We start from the raw sequence: 18,648 nt of genomic DNA, 5'->3' as shown, positions 1-18,648 counted from the left end.
TGTGTTTGCGCGCCTCTCCACTCGACTCATCCCGATCCATGATTGAACGCCTGACGAGCCTGATCTGCGGCACCGAGCCGATGAACGCCGTGTGGTCTCCGGCCGCCACGCTGCAGCGCATGCTCGACGTGGAAGCGGCGCTGGCGCGGGCGTCGGCGGCGCACGGCGTGATACCGCAGCGCGCCGTGGCGGCCATCGTCGCGACCTGCGAGGCGGACCGGCTCGACGCCGAAGCGCTCGCGCGCGATGCCGCCTTGGGCGGCAACCTGGCGATTCCACTCGTCAAGCAACTGACCGCGCGCGTGAAGGACGCCGATCCCGAAGCTGCAAAATACGTGCATTGGGGCGCGACGAGCCAGGACATCATCGACACGGCCACGGTGCTGCAATTGCGCGACGCGCTCGCGCTGATCGAAAGCGGTATCGACGCCACCTGCGCGAAGCTCGCCGACCTCGCGCGCACGCATCGCGCGACGCCTGCGGTCGGGCGCACCTGGCTGCAGCAAGCGCTGCCGATCACGCTCGGCCTGAAATTCGCGCAATGGCTCGACGCGATGCTGCGTCACCGCGAGCGCCTGGCGGCGTTGCGCGAGCGCGCGCTGGTGCTGCAATTCGGCGGCGCGGCGGGCACGCTCGCGAGTCTGCGCGAAGCAGCGCCGAAGGTCAGCGCCGAACTCGCGAAGGAGCTGGGCCTTGCCGCGCCCGCGCTGCCCTGGCATACGCAGCGCGACCGCATTGCCGAGGCCGCCTCGTTCTTCGGCATGCTGATCGGCACGCTCGGCAAGATCGCACGCGATATCTCGCTGCAGATGCAAACCGAGATCGGCGAACTGGGCGAGCCGGCTGCGGCAGGCAAGGGCGGTTCTTCGACGATGCCGCACAAGCGCAATCCGGTCGGTTGCGCAGCAGTCCTGACCGCTGCCACGCGCGCGCCTGGCCTCGTCGCCACCGTTTTCGCGGGCATGGTGCAGGAGCACGAGCGCGCGCTCGGCGGCTGGCAGGCCGAATGGGATGCGGTGCCGGAGCTCGCGCGTCTCGCGGGCGGCGCGCTGGCGCAGATCGAGCAGATCACCGGCGGCCTCGAAGTGCGGCCCGAGCGCCTCGCGGCCAGCCTGAACGTCACGCATGGCCTGATTCTCGGCGAGGCCGTGATGCTCGCGCTGGGCGACCGCATCGGTCGGCTGGACGCGCATCATCTCGTTGAGCACGCATCGAAAACGGCGGTGCAAACGGGCCGCACGCTGTACGACGTGCTCGCAGCCGACCCCGCCGTCACACAACATCTGGACGATGCGCGCCTGAAGGCGCTGCTCGATCCCGCCAACTACGTGGGTGAGGCGCACGCCTTTGTCGATGCGGTCCTCGCGTCGTATGGCGCGCGCGCGCCCCATTCTTCATCGCAGACTCATCAGGAGTAACCGCATGCCTCATGCAGCCGTCAACGACACGCAACTGTTCTACCGCATCGACGGTGCGCAGAACGCCACGGCACCGTGGGTCGTTCTGTCGAATTCGCTCGGCAGCGACGTGTCGATGTGGACGCCCCAGCTCGCCGCCTTCTCGAAGCATTTTCGCGTGCTGCGCTACGACACGCGCGGCCATGGTCACTCGGCGGTGCCGGCCGGCCCGTACACCATCGAGCAGTTGACCGGCGACGTGGTCGGGCTGCTCGATCACCTCGGCATCGAGCGCGCGCATTTCGTGGGCGTCTCGATGGGCGGCCTGACGGGCGTGGGCCTCGGCGCACGCTTTGGCAGCCGCATCGAGCGCCTCGCGCTGTGTAACACGGCGGCGAAGATCGGCACGCCTGAAGTGTGGGTGCCGCGCGCGGCGAAAGCGCGTAACGAAGGCATGCTCGCGCTGGCCGACGCGGTGCTGCCGCGCTGGTACTCGGCCGAGTTCATGGCGAAGAACCCGCTCGTGATCGACCAGGCGCGCGACGTGTTCGTGCATACCGACAAGGACGGCTATGCTTCGAACTGCGAAGCGATCAACGCCGCCGATCTGCGTGGCGAGGCCGCGTCGATCAAGGCGCCCACGCTCGTGATCTCGGGCACCCACGACCTGGCCGCCACGCCCGCGCAGGGCCGCGAGCTGGCCGAATCGGTGCCGGGCGCGCGCTACGTCGAATTGAACGCTTCGCACATCTCGAACGTCGAGCTGGCGGACGAGTTCAACCAGACCGTGCTGGGCTTCCTGCTGGAGTCGAAATGAACGAAGACGAACGCTACGAAGCGGGCATGAAGGTGCGCCGCGCGGTGCTGGGCGACGCGCACGTCGACCGCTCGATCGCGAACCGCACCGAGCTGACCGAGGAATTCCAGACGCTCATCTCGCGCTATGCGTGGGGCGAGATCTGGACGCGCGAGGGCTTGCCGCGCCACACGCGCAGCCTGCTCACGATCGCCATGATGGTGGCGCTCAATCGCAGCGAGGAGCTCGCGCTCCATCTGCGCGCCGCGAAGAACAACGGCGTGACGCGCGACGAGATCAAGGAAGTCTTGCTGCAGACGGCCATCTACTGCGGCGTGCCCGCAGCCAATTCGGCGTTTCATCTCGCCGATCGCATCTTCCGCGAGGAAGACGCCGCGCCGTCCGGCGGTGCGCAGGGCTAATCCTGCACCCCGGGGCGCGCGCCATGTGCGCCCCGGTTCATCCCCTCACTGCACTCACTCTTCGGCATTGAGCTCGGCCACGTAGCGCCGCAGGACGGCCAGCACGGCGGCGTCTTCGGCGCGGCTCGCTTCGTCGCTGGCCGAACCCGCATCGTCTTCTTCGCCCAATAGCGCGGCCGGCGCCGCAAACGTGTCGACTGCACGGCCGTCACGGAACACGCGGATTTCATGCGTCGACGCGAGATATTCCGCCACCCAGTGGACGCCTTCGATATGCGCGCCCATACGGATCGGTGTCTTCATGGCCCTTCCTCCCGCCGCCGCCTGCGAGCGGCATCGCAATGTCGATAAACCAACGATACGCCGATGGCGCGCGCCGTGCGCGTGTCGTGATCGCCGGGCCAGGCACGGGAAAAAGCAAACTGAAAGATAGGGACGTAAAAAAGCGGCCCGCGCATGTGTTGCCGCGGACCGCCTGGCTGTCGACTCACCTCATTGCACGACGCGCGAGGGCGCGATGCAATGAGCGGGGTGCGTGAGCGATAGCGCTGGGGTTACTGGACCTTCGCCAGCACGTCGCGCACCGTGCCGAACAGGCGCTCGATTTCTTCCTCGGTGACGATGAGCGGCGGCGAGAACGCGAGAATGTCGCCCGTGAAGCGGATCAGCACGCCCGCCTCGAAGCACTTGACGAACACCTCATAGGCGCGCGCGCCCGGCGCGCCATCGCGCGAATCGAGCTCGATGCCCGCGACGAGGCCGAGATTGCGGACGTCCTTCACATGCTTCGCGTCGCGCAGCGCGTGGGCCGCGGCTTCGAACTTCGGCGCGAGGCTATGGGCGCGCTCGAAGAGCCCCTCGCGGCGATACAGGTCCTGCGTCGCGATCAAGGCTGCGGCGGCGAGCGGGTGCGCCGAATACGTATAGCCGTGGAACAGCTCGATCGCGCCAGGCGCGCCGCTGTTCACCACCGTGTCGTGGATCGTCTGGCTCACGGCCACGCCGCCCATCGGCACGGCCGCGTTGTTGATCGCCTTCGCCATCGTGATGATGTCGGGCGTGACGCCGAAATACTCGCTCGCCGTGGCCTTGCCGAGGCGGCCGAAGCCCGTGATCACCTCGTCGAAGATCAGCACGATGCCGTGCTTCGTGCAGATTTCGCGCAGGCGCTGCAGGTAGCCTTGCGGCGGGATCAGCACGCCGGTCGAGCCTGCCACCGGCTCCACGATGACGGCCGCGATGGTCGAGGCGTCGTGCAGCGCGATGATGCGCTCGAGGTCCTCGGCGAGATGCGCGCCCCATGCCGGCTGGCCCTTCGAAAACGCGTTGTGCTCGAGGTTGTGCGTGTGCGGCAGGTGATCGACGGCGGGCAGGAGCTGGCCCGAGAACGCCTTGCGGTTCGCGCCGATGCCGCCGACCGAAATGCCGCCGAAGCCCACGCCGTGATAGCCGCGCTCGCGGCCGATCAGCTTGGTGCGCTGGCCTTCGCCGCGCGAGCGGTGGTAGGCGAGGGCGATCTTGAGCGCCGTGTCGACCGACTCCGAGCCCGAGTTCGTGAAGAAGATGCGGTCGAGTCCCGCGGGCATGATGTCGGCGATCTTGCGCGCCGCCTCGAAGGCGAGCGGGTGGCCCATCTGGAAGGTGGGGGCGAAGTCGAGCGTGGCGGCTTGCTGGGCGATGGCGGCGACAATTTCTTCGCGCGCATGGCCGGCGTTCACGCACCACAGACCCGCGCTGCCGTCGAGCACTTCACGGCCGTCGCTCGTGCGGTAGTACATGCCCTTGGCCGATTCGAGCAGGCGCGGCGCGGCCTTGAACTGACGGTTGGCCGTGAACGGCATCCAGAACGACGACAGATCGTCGATGACGGGGCGCGAAGTCATGGGTTTGCTCCTCCTAGGTGGTTTCGAAGACTGTAGCCCCCGGGCTTGAACGGTGGCATATACAGTCTCTATACTGCGCTGATAACCGTGCTGGACAATTTGACGCAACTGTATTGGTCTGCATGCCCCCCAACGACTTCTCCCATGATCGAACTTGAACTGGAACGTGGCCGCGGCGCCTCCATGACGCTCGTCGAGCAGCTCGTGCGCGGCTTTTCGCACGCGATCGAGGCGAACTCGCTGCGCACCGGCGCGCTGCTGCCCTCGGTGCGGCAGCTCGCGCAGTCGCACGCGCTCTCCACCTATACGGTGACCGAGGCGTACAACCGGCTCGTCTCGATGGGGCTGGTGGTGGCGCGCCGTGGCTCGGGCTACCGCGTGGCGCCGCGCGAGACCGCGCCGCGCCCGAGCGCGGCGGCCTGGCAGCCGCCCACGCTCACCGCCACCTGGCTGCTCTCGGACGTGTTCGCCGACCACTCCGTGCCGATCAAGGCGGGCTGCGGCTGGATGCCGAGCGAGTGGATCAACGAAACGGGCCTGCATCACGCGCTGCGCGCGACGAGCCGTGTGCCGGCGGTGCGGCTGGGCGACTATGGGCATCCGTACGGCTTCGCGCCGCTGCGCGAGCGCATTGCCGCGCAGCTGGACCGCCAGGGATTGCCGGTGGAAGTCGGCAACGTGTTGCTCACTCAAGGCGCAACCCAGGGGCTCGACCTGATCGTGCGCACGCTGCTGCGCCCCGGCGATGCGGTGCTGGTGGAGGACCCGGGCTATTGCAACCTGCTGCAGATCCTCAAGCTCGCCGGGCTCGCGGTGCACGGCGTGCCGCGCACGCCTGCGGGGCTCGACCTCGACGTGCTCGAGCAGCAGGTGGTCGCGCACCGGCCCAAGGCGATCTTCGTGAACACGACGCTGCAAAATCCCACCGGCGCCACCTACACGATGGCAAATGCGTTTCGCCTGCTGCAGATTGCCGAGCGCGAGCGCATGTGGGTGGTGGAGGACGACGTGAGCCGCGAGCTCGCGCCGCCCGGCGCGCCGCTGCTGGCGGCGATGGAAGGGCTCCAGCGCGTGCTCTACGTGGGCGGCTTCTCGAAGACGGTGACGCCGTCGCTGCGCTGCGGCTATGTGGTGGCCGAGCGCGATGTGCTGCGCGAGTTGGCGCGCGCGAAGATGGCGGTGGGGCTCACGTCGTCGGAGACGATCGAGCGCATCGTCGACAAGGTGCTGCTCGAAGGGCGTTATGCGCGCCACGTCGAGCTCGTCAACGAGCGCCTGAAGGCCGCGCACGCCACGCTGGAGGACCGTCTCGACGCGCTCGGCCTCGAGCCGTTCTGCCGGCCGCGCGCGGGGCTTTTCGTGTGGGTGCGCCTGCCCGTGGAGCCCGCGCGTGCCGGTGCGATCGCCACGGCGGCGCTGGCCGACGGCATCTGGCTCGCGCCCGGCTCCTACTTCCGCACCGACGATGCGGCCAGCGCCTGGTTCCGCTTCAACGCGCCCTATTCGCTCAACGACGCGCTGTGGCGGTTCATCGAGCGGGTCGGCAGCCGGGGGGCGTGAAGTACGTCGTGAAGCGCGGTTGCCCCGCGCGCCACACAAAGCGCTAGATCGTTCCGTACAGCGCGCGTGGCCGGTCGCGCAGCGTGCGCGCCAGGATCTGCAGCGCGCGCGCCAGTTGCTCGCGCGAACTCGCGCAGGCGAGATTGATCCGCACGCCGTGCTCGATGGTCGAGCGATCGACGGCGAACGCCGAAGCGGGCATCGTACTCACGCCGCGCGCCTGCGCGTTGGCGGCGAAGTCGTCCGAGCGCCACGGCTCGGGCACGCGCAGCCAGACGAACATGCACGCAGGGTCGCTGTTGAGCAGGTCCTGCGGCAGCAACTCGCGCGCGAGCGCCTGGCGCGCTTCCAGCTCCACGCGCTGCGCCTCCAGAATGACCTGCGCGGTACCGTCCTCGATCCAGCGTGTGGTGATGAGCGTCGAAAGCGGCGCGGGCATCCACGCCGTCGTGCGCACGGCCTCGGCGGCCAGCGCGGCGCCATGCGGCGGCGTCAGCAGATAGCCGATGCGCAGGCCAGGCGCCAGGATCTTCGACGTGGAAGCGATATGGAAGGTCAGCTCGGGGCACAGGCTCGCGATGGTCGGCAGGCGCTTGCGCAGCAGCGGCCCGTAGACGTCGTCTTCGATGATGGCCACGTGATGCCGCCGCGCGATCTCCGCGAGCGCGAGCCTGCGTTCGAGGCTCATCGTGACGACGCTCGGGTTCTGCAGATTCGGCACGGTGAAGATGGCCTTCACGCGCATGCGGCGGCAGGCGTCTTCCAGATGCTCGGGCAAGAGGCCTTCGGCGTCGCTCGCGATGCCGACGAGCTCGAACTGGAAAGCGGGCGCGAGCGCCTTGAGTCCGTAGTAGGTGAGCTTGTCCGAGAGGATCACGCCTTCGTGGCCCATCAGACTGCTCAGGACTGCGTAGAGCCCATGCTGCGCGCCGCTCGTCACGACGAGATTCTCCGCTGAGGGCGTGAAGCCGGGCGCGGCGATCCATTTGGCGCCGGCCGCGCGCGCCCAATCCGGGCCTTGGGGCGGTTGGTACTCCTGCGTTTCGGCAAAGCGTGGATCGCGTGAAATGACGGCCATGGTGCGCGCGAGCTGTGCGAGAAATTCGCCGGTCGCGGGGCGGTTGACGGTCAGGTCGATCACGCCGCTCGCGGGCTCGCCCGGCGCCTGCGCGTTGCGCTGCGCGCTAGTCTGCACGGCCGGCATCGCGCCGCCGGTGACGATCGAGCCGCGCCGCTTGCTCGCGACGATCAGGCCGCGCGCCTGCAGCTCCTTGTAGGCGCGCGAAACGGTCGACACGTTGATGCCCAGTTCGATCGCCAGATCGCGTTGCGGCGGCAGCCGGCTGCCGGGCGGGTAATGCCCGTTGCGGACCTGCTCCTCCAGATTTCGCGACACCTCGAGGTAGGTGGCCTGGCGTCCTTTTGTATGGCTATTGCCGTCAGATTTTGTCTGGTTTTCGTCCGCTTTCATTCAAGTAATAACTCCATACAAAACTCGGTCTCCTGCCACCACAAGCCATCTTGGCACGTTCTCCGCACGACGGCCGTGCTGCATCTTAAACCCAATAACCCACTGTATGGCAAGAGATTTGCCAGATTTCCACCGGGTATATGCGGTTCTCTCCAGGGAAATTCCTGGTCTCCACACAAAGACATTTCGTTTGCACACAAAAAATTATTGTGTGAGTATGAGTCCACGGTTTTGTTTGGACACAGATGCGGTGCACCCCGCACTGTAGTACATGAGGAGATGCTCGTGGCAATTCAGCAACCCACGTCGCCGTCCGGCGAACAACCCACCCACCTTGGCCATTCGCTGCGCAAGCGGCACGTGACCATGATTTCGCTCGGCGGGATCATCGGCGCGGGGCTGTTTGTCGGCAGCAGCGCGACCATCAGCGCCATGGGGCCGGCGGCATGCCTGAGCTATCTGCTCGCTGGCATCGTCGTGCTGTTCGTGATGCGCATGCTCGGCGAGATGGCGCTCGCGCATCCGGGCGTGGGCTCGTTCACCGAGTTCACCCGCCTGGGTCTGGGCGACTGGGCCGGCTTCACGAACGGCTGGCTCTACTGGTACTTCTGGGTGATCGTGGTCGCGGTGGAAGCGGTGGCGGGCGCAGGCATTTTGCAGCGCTGGATACCGGCGCCGGTCTGGGTGATCGGGCTCGTGCTGCTTTCGGTGATGACGGCGGTGAACCTGTTGTCCGTGAAATCGTATGGTGAATTCGAGTACTGGTTCGCGTCGATCAAGGTCGCGGCCATCATCGTCTTCATCGTGGTGGGCGCGAGCTATCTGTTCGGCTTCAGCTCGTGGCACCAGACCGCCGCGCATCTCGCGGGCGACCGCGGCTTCCTGCCGTTCGGCGCCATGTCGATTTTCGCGGGCGTGCCCACGGTGATCTTCGCGGTGGGCGGCGCGGAGATCGCCACCATCGCGGCGGCCGAGTCGGACGACCCCAGCCGCAACGTGGCCTCCATGACGCGCTCGGTCATCCTGCGCGTCATCACCTTCTATGTGGGTTCGCTCTTCCTGATCGCGTGCATCGTGCCGTGGGCGCAGATCAAGGTCGGCTATTCGCCGTTCGTGGCCGCGCTCGAGACGATGCACATCCCCGGCGCCGCCGACATGATGAACGCGATCGTGCTGGTTGCCGTGCTCTCGGCGCTCAATTCCGGCCTCTATGTGTCCTCGCGTATCGTGTTCCGTCTCGCCGAGCGCGGCGATGCGCCTCACTCGCTGCTCAAGCTCTCCCGCACGCGCGTGCCGCGCCTCGCGGTGCTCGCGAGCAGTGTGGTGGGCTACGTGGCCATCATCGCGGCCATCGTCTCGCCGCAGGGCGTGTTTCTCTACCTCGTGAACGCGTCGGGCGCGGTGATGCTGTTCGTCTATCTTTCGATTGCCGTTTCGCAGATCGTCCTGCGCCGCCGTCTCGAGGCACAGCAACCCGAGCGGCTCACGCTGAAGATGTGGCTGTTCCCCTGGTTGTCCTGGGCAGTGGTGGCGGCGATTGCAGGCGTGCTGATCGCGATGGGCTTCGACCGCGCGCTTTCCAGCCAGCTGATGGCGAGCCTGGCGAGTCTCGCGGTGGTCTCGCTGGCGTACGCGCTGACCCGCAGCAAGCGCCGTGCACAGACGCGCCGTGTGCACTCGCCTGGCTTTGGCGAACCCGCAACGAACTGGAAGAAGTAATGGCTCACGTGGCTGTCATCGGCGCCGGATTTGTGGGACTTTCGTGCGCGTACTGGCTCATGCGCGACGGGCACAGCGTCACGCTGTTCGACGCGCTGGGCCCGGGCGAGGGCGCCTCGTACGGCAATGCGGGCACCTTCGCGAACTACGCGTGCATCCCCGTCAACAACCCGGACGTGTTCCGCAATCTGCCGCGCTTCCTGTTCTCGGCGACGAGCCCGTTGCGGATCCGCTGGCGCGATACGCCCACACTCGCGCCCTGGCTCGCGCGCTTTTTACTGGCCGCCACGTCGCGGCGTTACGAGTGGAGCGCGAAGGCGCTCGCGCAAATGCTCTCGCGTGCGTTCGAAGGCTATCGCGAGATGCTCTCGGCCAACGGGCTGGCCGCCTTCGTGCGCGAACGCGAATGTCTGTACCTGTATTCGAGCAAGACATCGTTCGAGGCGGCCCAGCCGTCGCTGGCGCTGCGCCGCTCGCTCGGCGTGCAGTTCGACACGCTGGAGCGTGAGGCGATCGGCGAACTCGAACCGGCCCTCGCGCCGCTTTTCGAGCGCGGCACGCTGTTCGGCGGAAGCTGGTTCCTGAGCGATCCGCGCGGTTTTTTGCGGGTCCTGCACGCCTCGCTGCTCGAGCGCGGCATGCAATACCGGCAGGTGGAGGTCGAATCGGTTGCGGCGGACGCGCGTGCAGTCAGGCTGATCGATACCGCGGGAGCCGCGCACGAGGCCGAGCGCGCGATCATTTGCGCGGGCTCGCGCTCGGGGCGCTTCGCGCGGCAATGTGGCGACGCGGTGCCGCTCGGCACGGAGCGCGGCTATCACGTGCGTTTTCCTGGCACGTCCAGCCGGATCTCGCGGCCCTGCGGCTGGGCCGAGCGCGGCTTTTACATGACGCCGATGGAGGGGGGCATTCGCGCGGCGGGCACGGTCGAGCTGGCCCGCCACGAAGCAGGCAAGAACGCCGACTTGCTCAGGCTGCTCACACAGTCGGCACAAGCGGCGCTGCCCGGCTTGCCCGAACCGGACAGCGACTGGCTCGGCTTTCGCCCGAGCCTGCCGGACGGCTTGCCGGTCGTCGGCCCGGCGAGCCGCTCGCCGAACGTGATCTATGCGTTCGGCCACCAGCACCTGGGCGTGACGCTCGGCGGCGTCACGGGCAGCGTGGTTGCCGACCTCGTTGCCGGCCGCGAGAGTGCGCTCGATCTCGCGCCCTATAGTCCGCGCCGTTTTTAGTCAGTGAAGCTAACGATTGCTTTCAACCACCGCTATAGTCTTCAGAAGAGGATGAGCATCATGAACCGTCGCACTTTGATCATCACGATGGCCCTTGGGCTGATGTGTGCGCACGTCACGTCGTACGCGGACGAGCCGGAAGTCGTCAAGATCGGCTTCGCGGGGCCGCTGACCGGCCCGGTTGCGCGAGTCGGCAAGGATCTGCAATTTGGCGCACAGCTCGCGCTGGACGAGGAGAACGCGAAACACCCCACCATCGGCGGCAAGCCTGTGAAGTTCGTGCTCGACGTGCAGGACGATCAGGCCGACCCGCGCATCGCGATCCAGGTCGCGCAAAAGCTCGTGGACGACGGCGTGGTGGGCGTGGTCGGTCACTACAACTCCGGGTGCAGCATTCCGGCCTCGGCGGTTTATCACAAGGCGGACGTGGCGATGATCACGCCGGGCTCGACCAATCCGGCGCTGACCCAGCAGGGCTTCGCGAACGTCTTTCGCACGATGGGCAACGACGGTATCGGCGGCGTGATCGCCGGGCGCTTCGCGGTGGATCAGCTCAAGGCCAAGCGTATCGGCATCATCGACGATCGCACCGCGTTCGGGCAGGGGCTTGCCGACGCGTTCGAGAAGGGCGCGAAGGAGGCCAACGGCAATATCGTCGATCGCGAGTTCACCAACGACAAGGCCGTGGATTTCCGCGCGATTCTCACGACGCTCAAGCAGAAGAACGTCGACATGATTTTCTTCGGCGGTTTGGATGAGCAGGGCGCGATGCTTGCCAAGCAGATGCGCTCGCTGGGCATGCAGGCGCGCCTGTTTGGTGCGGGGGCGCTCAAGAGCAATGCTTTCCTGCAGATTGCCGGCGCGGCGGGCGAGGGTACGCAAGATCTGGAGCCTGGTCCCGCGCTTGATAAGTTGCCGGCGGCGCAGGCTTTTGCGAAGCGTTACAAGGCGCGGTTCAATCAGGATGTCGAATTGTATGCGCCGTTTGCTTATGATGCGGCGCTTGCCATGATCAAGGCGATTGAGGATGCTAACTCGCTTGACCGCGCGAAGATTGTTGCGAGCTTTCCTAAAGTCACTGTGACGGGTGTGACCGGCAATATCGCGTTTGATCCGCACGGGGATCTGATCAAGCCGCCTTATACGCTGTTCGAAGTTCAGCAGGGGCAGTGGAAGAGCCTGCGTACCGTGGGCGGTAATGGCGGGGTTTAAAACAGGGTTGAGCGCCGGGGGCGGCCGGGTGTGGGCCGCCCTTAGGGCGAGGTAGTTGGCCTTAACTTGTATTCGCGGCGGGCCGCAGGCGTTGCCCCTGTGCGGGGCGGCACCTACTTTTCTTTGCCGCGGCAAAGAAAAGTAGGCAAAAGAAAGCCGCTCAAACCGCCAGTGTGACGCAGTTCACCACTGCCCTGTCCTTCGGAGCGGCTCCGGAGCGTCTGTCGCCACGCGACGTCACCCGGAGTGACTAAGGACTCATCCATCCGGCGGCGCTCCGCGCGCCGTAGGGTATGACCAAAAACAGTGGGATGCACGCGCGTTTTCGTAGGACTCCAGCGTATTCGATTGGCGGCTCGCCCACGCATTCGCGAGCCAGCACGCCCGTGCATTCACCAGTAAGCAATCCCGCGCATTTACCAATCAGCACGCCAACGCATTTACCGGTCTGAACCCCAGTGCATTTACCGGTCAGCACCTTCGCGCACTTACTGGGTGGCCCCCCAGCGCACTCGCCGGCCAGCCCGCCTGGTTTTCCTTGCAGACCCTTCCGCCCGCGCGTAGCGCGCGGCGGGAAGCATGAGCCCCTTGTCACTAAGGCGGAGTGTGCGAGGAGACGGATGCCCCGGAGCCGCTCCGATAGTAAGGGCAGTGGGGGACGGCGTCACACTAGCGGTGTGAGCCGCTTTCTTTTGCCTACTTTTCTTTGCGGCTGCAAAGAAAAGTAGGTGCCGCCCCGCACAGGGGCAACGCCTGCGGCTCGCCGCGAATACAAGTTAAGGCCAACGCCAATAGCCCACAAAAAAGCAGACCAGGATGGTCCGCCACCATCATCATCCGTGAAACTTCAAAACGGGCCCCAAGGCCCGCCACTAGCGCGAACAGACGCTAGCCCTACACCAAATGCGCAAGCAACGGATACATCGACGCAACCAGCGCAACCGCCATACCAATATTAAAAGTGCGCAGCCGCCGCGGATCATCAAGAAATCTCCGCATGCCGGTCCCAAACGCGGCCCACACACAAATACACGGCAGCCCAATCACATAAAACAGCGCCGCCATCACGACAGTGTTGACGCCAAAGTCCGCCGAGAGCCGGATCGTGGTAGCCGCGGTGAGCACCATCATCCATGCCTTCGGGTTGATCCACTGAAACGCGATGGCTTCATGAAAGCGCATGGGGCGGCGCTCGCCGCGCTTCTCCTTAATCATGCCCGAGGTGCCGATCTTCCACGCAAGCCACAGCAGATAGGCGACGCTAGCGGCCTCGAGCGCCGTATAGAGCCACGGCACGTGCCGGAACACCTCGCCGAGCCCAAATCCCACCGAAAGCATGAGCACGACGACGCCCGCGCTGATGCCAAGGATGTGCGGCACCGTGCGCTTGAATCCGAAGTTGACGCCGGAGGCAAGCAGCATCGTGTTATTGGGGCCGGGCGTGATGGTCGTGACGACCACGAAGAGCATGCCGGCGGGCAGGGCGCTGAGCATTTCGGACAGCATGGTGCGTTGGCTCCAGGGAAAGGGCGGCGACCGGTGAAGATCGCCGTCGATGGACTGGCAGCCAGTTTAGCCGCAGGAATCGGTACAGTACCGGTACAGATGCGCGTACGAAAACCAGTACGGAACGATTGCGGCTGCGGGGGGTGACCGGTTGCATGCCACAACTTCGTCATGACGAGTTCGCAGCAGGGAAAATCGACCACTCCCGCAAAGTGGGCGACTACGGTTGCGGCCAGGGACATTGCGTTGGCGTGCCTTGTGCGATCACCAGCGCCGTGGCGGCTTTCATCGTGTGACGTCCGGCTGGCACGACGTTGCAGAACTGGTCGTACCAACTGCCGGATGCCGCCGCGGGAATCGTCATGGCTTGAGAGGCGACTGAACAACTCGTGCCGTTGTATTGGCACACCGGATTCATGTAAACCCAGCCGTTGGAATACTGTCGCGAGCACACGCCCGCATTAGCACCATTGATCCATCCACACACGCCGGTCGGCGTGGCTGCATACGGATTGACGGCGGGCGGCGGGGCAATGGGCTCGCCAATTGGCAGCGCGGGAAGACCGGAGATGTTCAGTGCGACCGTTGTGGCGCCGGCAGTCGCCGGCGTGCTCAGCGTAAGCGTTGTGCCGGATACGGCGGCGACGAACGTATTCGCCGCGATACCCGCGCCCGTTACATGCAGACCCACGGACACATTTCTCGACGACGACAGCCCTGTCACTACCGGGCTGCCTGCACTGCTCGTGCCGGTGACGGTTACGTCGACATAACCGCCCATCGACGGCGGATACGATTCAACCGCCCTCGACGAGATTTTCCCCGCGCTAAGAAAACTTTGAGCGCTTTGTGTCGTCAGCAAGGTCCAGGCTGTAACGTAGGCTTCTTCGGTCTTCGTGATGCTGCTCGTGTCATGCCCGTTCAGGTAGCTAACCGCCGCGTAGAACATCTGCGTCACGTTCGCCGCGTTGTAAAGGTTAGCCTCGAACAGATCGTCGATCATGAACCCGTTGTACCAGCTATTCTCCGCGCTGATCCCTTGCTGCTGCGGAACGTTCTCTACGATGATCCCACTCACCGCGTTTGCCGCTGCAACGAAATTCGCTCCCCCTTCATATGAGAGGTTCGCGATCGTGGCGAATCCAGCAGCCTTCGCCTGCGCGCTAATGTACTTCAGGTACGCGAGATTCGCTGCTGTCCATTTGGAATCGCTGGCAGATGCATACTGAGCGACGAACGTCCCGCCACACGCGGGGCGCAGTTTGGCTGGACACGGCGCACGAGTTCCGGTGTAGTGCCCAAGCTGGTAAATCGAGTCGTTGCTAATGTTTTCTGTGCTGACATTGTCGAGCGACAGCGCCTGATAGCCGCCCGCTTTGGCCGCCATCGCGTGGAACATGTACTGCTGGACGTTCGGGTTCGAGATATCGACGACAGGGTAGTCCGTGTGACCGAACTCGTACATGACATTCCTGTCCGAGCCGTACTCGATCCAGTCCGGATGGTTGTAGTAGAGCCAACCGAGTGGCGTCGCGTCGTATCCGTTCGCCCCGCTCCATCCGGACGGAGTGGTGTCCAACCTGTACGCCGGTGCATAGGACATTGAGTAGACGCCAGGCTGTGGCCCCCATCCTGAGGACCACATTGCGCCGACCCGACCAACGAGCGCTTGTTGCGCCGCTTCCGATGTTGGCCCAAAAACCTGGAGAAAGTTGATCGAACGGTTCTGTACCGCAATCGAAACCGGTAGCGCCGATTGATCGCTGCTTTCTTCCGACGCTGGCGGAGTCGACGGCGATGGCGTTGAAGCATTTGTACCGCTATCGCTTGAACCTCCCCCTCCGCATCCTGCAACCACTAAGCATAGCAAAACAAATGCGTGGCATTGCCTCGGCACGCGAATGCTGTCACCAGGACGGTCCGTGTTTATGGTTCTGATGTCCATTACTCCCCCAATGTCTAGTCTTGCGAGTTGTAAATTCGTTTCACCAGGCTTGAGAATTTCTTCGGCCGGCTGGCTACAGACGATCGGCCGAAATCTCGCCGCGAGCATCGTGCCGTATCGTAGTGCTCGCGCTTTACCGGACATTACTAACGGGCAGCAATTGACTCAACGAATTTCGAGCTCAAGATACGTATAACGTGGCGTAAAGACCGAACGCGAGCCATAACGTTCTACACGATATGACAACCCTGTGCCAACAATTCCGGTTTTAGTGTGAGGTTGGCCGGTAGAAACATGAAAATGTCTGAATCAATATAGTCGACATCTGTAAGATGGCGGTTCTCTCCGTTTCGGCAACCGCCCTCGGAATAGCCGGAACGATTTGTGCCGACGCATTATGTGTCGGCACTTTTTTCGCTTTTGCGTACCGGGGTGAAGTGAAATCAATGGAGTAGCGTCATTTGCGTCGTGTCGCTACAGTCGAGGACCGAACAATCCTCTGTTCGACTGTCTGATTGCATCAGGACAGGTCCGATCTGAGCACCCATACGATTCACTCATCCGGCGCCCGGCAATGCATGCGGCCAGGCATTGGTGCCTGACTTGCTGGTCCTGCCAGCTCGCTATCAACGTCCTCAATGCGATCGACGCAATGCATGCGCAATCAGCCAACGCTTTGCGTCAGGAACTCGCCGAACTCGGCCAGCATGCAAGGCATGGAGGGGCGACTCGCAGCTTAGCAATTTGCCTTGGCATTGAGGACATCGTTCTCTAAATGAACGCCTCCCTTGCGACGGCGCACGGTGCCAGAGTCTTAGAAGGTGTTATGAACTTTCGGCCAGACCTGGTACCCTGGCGGGATGAAGAAACGCAGGCCCTACCCAACGGATGTATCGGATGAAGAGTGGTACTTCGCCGCTCCGTACCTGACATTGATGAACCCGGACGCGCCTCAGCGTCGCTACGAATTGCGCGAGATGTTCAACGCCTTGCGCTGGATTGTCCGCGCGGGTGCACCGTGGCGTCTGCTGCCCAATGACTTTCCACCATGGGAGACGGTCTACCAGCAGACGCAGCGCTGGATTCAGGCAGGCTGTTTCGAGGCCATGGTAAATGACCTGCGTTCGATTATCCGGGTGGCGCAGGATCGCCGGGGTCAACCCAGTGCAGTCATCCTCGATGGCCGCACACTGCAGTCGACGTGTGAGAGCGGTCCACGCGCAGGCTATGACGGGTACAAGCGCAAGAAAGGCAGCAAGGTGCACATGGCGGTGGATACGTTGGGGCAACTGCTTGCGGTGCACGTGACACCGGCCAACGAACAGGAGCGTGCACAGGTCGGAGAGCTGGCGCGACAGGTCCAGCAGGCCACGGGGCGGACAGTGAGAATCGCGTTCGCTGACCAGGGCTACACCGGCGAAGAGCCTGCAGAGGCCGCGCGCGATGAAGGCATCGAGCTTCAGGTGGTCAGGTTGCCGGAGGCGAAAAAGGGCTTTGTATTGTTGCCGCGTCGCTGGGTGGTGGAGCGCAGCTTCGGCTGGCTCAACCGCTTCCGCCGACTGGCCAGAGACTACGAGCGATTGCCCGAAACCTTGGCTGGTCTGCATTTCGTCGTGTTCTCCGTGCTTATGCTCGTCCACTTTACAGCCCTTAACAAAAGTGCATAACACCTTCTAAACCCGTTTTCGCGGTGATCGCGCGTAATCGCGTATCGGACGACGGCATGATCGGCGCCGTTGACGGCGTGGATCTGCATGACGTTCTTCGCCAGACCAACCCCAACACAAGCAATCTTGTCCAGGACGCTCTTTTCGCGGAGGGTCGCGTCGCGCCGGTCACGATGGCACCCGGCGGTGCCCTCGCCGCAATCGGCGCGGACCGTGTCAACCTGGATCATGGCCGCGACCGGGGCCGGGAATCCTGCGAGGCCTGGCTGGCCAATTCCCGACTATACGCGCCAGGGAAATGGCCGGCTCGATGGGTTTCATGCCCGATAGTTCAACACGAACGGTTAGCCGTCGCCTGACGGGCGTAGGGCTTTGAAGGCACTCCCGCATTGGATGATCGGCGGCGGATCTGACGCGAGTCGTAACCCTGATTTTCCGCCAAATTATTGCGCATAAGCGCCAATTTTATGTTTATTGGGTAAGTGATAATGTCGATCAATAGAAAGACAAATGTTATGTATGTAATGTTAATGATGTTGCATGTTATTGAAATGTAATGTAAATTCACGCCCGCAATGCGGCGCTGAGTGCTTCGATTGCAAAGTATCTTCCGACAAAACGTTGCTTATCGATGCCATGGGCCATTGTCACCTATCTAAAAAAAGTACACTCAGTGCCGGTAGAGAAAAACTAAATGATTGCCGTTGAGAGAGCGGTTTATGCAAGCACAAATAGATGTGACGGAGTATTGGAAGCCAATGGATCCGCGTGTGGTAGTCAAGCCGCGGGAGGCGACGCTTAATGTGGCAATCGTATTATGCGATGGCTTTTCCCTGCTTGATCTTAGCCTGGTAGCCGAGGTGTTCCGGCAACTCAATCAATTTCCGGACGTTTCATGCACGACTGATAACCGTGTTTTAGTTACCATGGTTTCGGCGCGCGGCGGGTACGTTACGAATTCCGTATCGGTGCGTATCAGAACCGATGCGATCGACGAACATCTAGACGAGAATTTTGACGGCGTTTTCGTTCTCGGCGGAGCCTCCGAAAACGTCGCTTCGGTCGATCCAATGGATCTTCGCGCATTGCGTAGATTGCTTATGAACGCCGGCTCAGTGAAGTGGAATGAGCAAGGGTGGGCGGTGATCGAGGCTTCGGGCTATGAACCTGCTTCGGCGGCGGAAAGGGGGCGGTCCGAATCCTATCGGCGGAAAACCAGTTCAACGGAAGATTGCCCGTCGCTCGTCGGTCAGAGTGTGAACAGTTCGCTTTCCGCCGCACTGTCATTTATTCCGGGAAGTCTTTATACCGAGATTGCGCACAGGATTATGCGCAATGTCGTTGCGCCCAGTCTCGATTCCACGTGTACCGACGACGACGCGCTCAATGAGGTGAGCGTGATGGATCGGGTTCACGCCGCGGCGCAATGGATCACGAAGAATTGCAGACGTTCGATCTCCGTTGCGCAGGCGGCGGAGGTGGCCAGAATGAGCGAGCGAACGTTCCTGCGTCATTTTAAAGTGGTAACCGGCAGGACACCCTCTGAATATCTTCTCGATGCTCGCTTTGAGATGACCTGCCGGCTGCTTCGGGAAACGACGCTTCCGGTCGACAAGATTGCACGGCGCTGCGGGATGAGCAGTGGCGAGCGGATTTCACGGGTTTTTCGCAAACGTTTATCGCAAACGCCGACGGAATATCGGGCAGCTCATCGGGCGACGGGTCGCTCCACCTGAGAGCGGAACGGCTCGCACACTCCAGGTGCCACGGCTGAACACTGCGTTGCAAGGCTCTCCTGGGCCAATGGTTCGTGGTGTGAGATCGATTCTGCAGAAAAG

At 63.6% G+C, this 18,648-nt stretch carries 14 protein-coding genes; 9 read left to right on the top strand and 5 right to left on the bottom strand.

Annotated features, from left to right (window positions below; genetic code table 11):
- The first annotated feature begins 38 nt into the window (after positions 1–38).
- The 3 genes from E1956_RS19825 to pcaC are packed head-to-tail and all read left to right on the top strand — an operon-like array spanning position 39 to position 2,615.
- Complete coding sequence (locus E1956_RS19825; RefSeq protein WP_134752176.1) at positions 39–1,418, top strand: 3-carboxy-cis,cis-muconate cycloisomerase; 1,380 nt, start codon at positions 39–41, stop codon at positions 1,416–1,418.
- 4 nt (positions 1,419–1,422) lie between these two features.
- Positions 1,423–2,214, top strand: coding sequence for a 3-oxoadipate enol-lactonase (gene pcaD, locus E1956_RS19820; protein WP_134752174.1), 792 nt, complete (start codon positions 1,423–1,425; stop codon positions 2,212–2,214).
- Positions 2,211–2,615, top strand: coding sequence for a 4-carboxymuconolactone decarboxylase (gene pcaC / locus E1956_RS19815; RefSeq protein ID WP_134752172.1), 405 nt, complete (start codon positions 2,211–2,213; stop codon positions 2,613–2,615). The genes pcaD and pcaC overlap by 4 nt, the downstream gene beginning before the upstream one ends.
- 54 nt (positions 2,616–2,669) lie before the next feature.
- On the opposite strand, the gene E1956_RS19810 is transcribed toward pcaC, so the two are convergent.
- Positions 2,670–2,918: a hypothetical protein gene (locus E1956_RS19810; RefSeq protein WP_133199227.1), complete on the bottom strand. Its 249-nt coding sequence runs from the start codon at positions 2,916–2,918 to the stop codon at positions 2,670–2,672.
- Positions 2,919–3,169: 251 nt separating this feature from the next.
- Positions 3,170–4,498 (bottom strand): omega-aminotransferase AptA, encoded by a 1,329-nt coding sequence (gene aptA, locus E1956_RS19805; RefSeq protein WP_134752170.1) that lies wholly within the window; start codon positions 4,496–4,498, stop codon positions 3,170–3,172.
- Between the two features lie 144 nt (positions 4,499–4,642).
- On the opposite strand from aptA, the gene E1956_RS19800 reads away from it, so the two are divergent.
- Entirely contained in the window at positions 4,643–6,058 is a 1,416-nt protein-coding gene (locus E1956_RS19800; protein ID WP_134752168.1) for an aminotransferase-like domain-containing protein, read from the top strand.
- A 43-nt stretch (positions 6,059–6,101) separates the two neighbouring features.
- On the opposite strand, the gene E1956_RS19795 is transcribed toward E1956_RS19800, so the two are convergent.
- The gene (locus E1956_RS19795; protein WP_134752166.1) at positions 6,102–7,529 is read right to left on the bottom strand and encodes an aminotransferase-like domain-containing protein; all 1,428 of its coding nucleotides are present in this window, start codon (positions 7,527–7,529) and stop codon (positions 6,102–6,104) included.
- Between the two features lie 366 nt (positions 7,530–7,895).
- On the opposite strand from E1956_RS19795, the gene E1956_RS19790 reads away from it, so the two are divergent.
- From E1956_RS19790 to E1956_RS19780, 3 genes are read left to right on the top strand one after another with little or no spacing between them, the layout of a single operon-like run.
- Positions 7,896–9,248, top strand: a complete 1,353-nt coding sequence (locus tag E1956_RS19790; protein ID WP_232071837.1) for an amino acid permease — start codon at positions 7,896–7,898, stop codon at positions 9,246–9,248.
- Entirely contained in the window at positions 9,248–10,480 is a 1,233-nt protein-coding gene (locus E1956_RS19785) for an NAD(P)/FAD-dependent oxidoreductase (RefSeq protein ID WP_134752162.1), read from the top strand. Before E1956_RS19790 ends, E1956_RS19785 begins: the two co-directional genes overlap by 1 nt.
- Positions 10,481–10,540: 60 nt before the next feature.
- Positions 10,541–11,692, top strand: a complete 1,152-nt coding sequence (locus E1956_RS19780) for a branched-chain amino acid ABC transporter substrate-binding protein (protein ID WP_134752160.1) — start codon at positions 10,541–10,543, stop codon at positions 11,690–11,692.
- An 894-nt stretch (positions 11,693–12,586) separates the two neighbouring features.
- On the opposite strand, the gene E1956_RS19775 is transcribed toward E1956_RS19780, so the two are convergent.
- Positions 12,587–13,198 (bottom strand): LysE family translocator, encoded by a 612-nt coding sequence (locus tag E1956_RS19775; RefSeq protein WP_134752158.1) that lies wholly within the window; start codon positions 13,196–13,198, stop codon positions 12,587–12,589.
- A gap of 220 nt (positions 13,199–13,418) precedes the next feature.
- A complete protein-coding gene (locus tag E1956_RS19770) occupies positions 13,419–14,777 on the bottom strand; it encodes a hypothetical protein (RefSeq protein WP_134752156.1) in 1,359 nt (452 codons plus the stop codon).
- Between the two features lie 1,226 nt (positions 14,778–16,003).
- On the opposite strand from E1956_RS19770, the gene E1956_RS19765 reads away from it, so the two are divergent.
- Together E1956_RS19765 and E1956_RS19760 are read left to right on the top strand one after the other, a co-directional pair.
- Entirely contained in the window at positions 16,004–16,810 is an 807-nt protein-coding gene (locus E1956_RS19765; protein WP_134752154.1) for an IS5 family transposase, read from the top strand.
- A gap of 719 nt (positions 16,811–17,529) precedes the next feature.
- On the top strand, positions 17,530–18,546 hold the full coding sequence (locus E1956_RS19760) for a helix-turn-helix domain-containing protein (protein ID WP_134752152.1): 1,017 nt from the start codon (positions 17,530–17,532) through the stop codon (positions 18,544–18,546).
- Positions 18,547–18,648 lie beyond the last annotated feature (102 nt).

Source organism: Paraburkholderia pallida, assembly GCF_004524855.1.
Taxonomy (GTDB): Bacteria; Pseudomonadota; Gammaproteobacteria; order Burkholderiales; family Burkholderiaceae; genus Paraburkholderia; species Paraburkholderia oxyphila.
The sequence above is the reverse complement of the archived record's forward strand: the minus strand, read 5'-3'. Positions and strand labels throughout refer to the sequence as shown.

What these genes read in the sequence shown, in the direction of transcription:
- E1956_RS19825 (WP_134752176.1), top strand. Translation starts at nt 39, where the DNA reads ATGATTGAACGCCTGACGAGCCTGATCTGCGGCACCGAGCCGATGAAC.
- pcaD (WP_134752174.1), top strand. Translation starts at nt 1,423, where the DNA reads ATGCCTCATGCAGCCGTCAACGACACGCAACTGTTCTACCGCATCGAC.
- pcaC (WP_134752172.1), top strand. Translation starts at nt 2,211, where the DNA reads ATGAACGAAGACGAACGCTACGAAGCGGGCATGAAGGTGCGCCGCGCG.
- E1956_RS19810 (WP_133199227.1), bottom strand. Translation starts at nt 2,918, where the DNA reads ATGAAGACACCGATCCGTATGGGCGCGCATATCGAAGGCGTCCACTGG.
- aptA (WP_134752170.1), bottom strand. Translation starts at nt 4,498, where the DNA reads ATGACTTCGCGCCCCGTCATCGACGATCTGTCGTCGTTCTGGATGCCG.
- E1956_RS19800 (WP_134752168.1), top strand. Translation starts at nt 4,643, where the DNA reads ATGATCGAACTTGAACTGGAACGTGGCCGCGGCGCCTCCATGACGCTC.
- E1956_RS19795 (WP_134752166.1), bottom strand. Translation starts at nt 7,529, where the DNA reads ATGAAAGCGGACGAAAACCAGACAAAATCTGACGGCAATAGCCATACA.
- E1956_RS19790 (WP_232071837.1), top strand. Translation starts at nt 7,896, where the DNA reads ATGATTTCGCTCGGCGGGATCATCGGCGCGGGGCTGTTTGTCGGCAGC.
- E1956_RS19785 (WP_134752162.1), top strand. Translation starts at nt 9,248, where the DNA reads ATGGCTCACGTGGCTGTCATCGGCGCCGGATTTGTGGGACTTTCGTGC.
- E1956_RS19780 (WP_134752160.1), top strand. Translation starts at nt 10,541, where the DNA reads ATGAACCGTCGCACTTTGATCATCACGATGGCCCTTGGGCTGATGTGT.
- E1956_RS19775 (WP_134752158.1), bottom strand. Translation starts at nt 13,198, where the DNA reads ATGCTGTCCGAAATGCTCAGCGCCCTGCCCGCCGGCATGCTCTTCGTG.
- E1956_RS19765 (WP_134752154.1), top strand. Translation starts at nt 16,004, where the DNA reads ATGAAGAAACGCAGGCCCTACCCAACGGATGTATCGGATGAAGAGTGG.
- E1956_RS19760 (WP_134752152.1), top strand. Translation starts at nt 17,530, where the DNA reads ATGCAAGCACAAATAGATGTGACGGAGTATTGGAAGCCAATGGATCCG.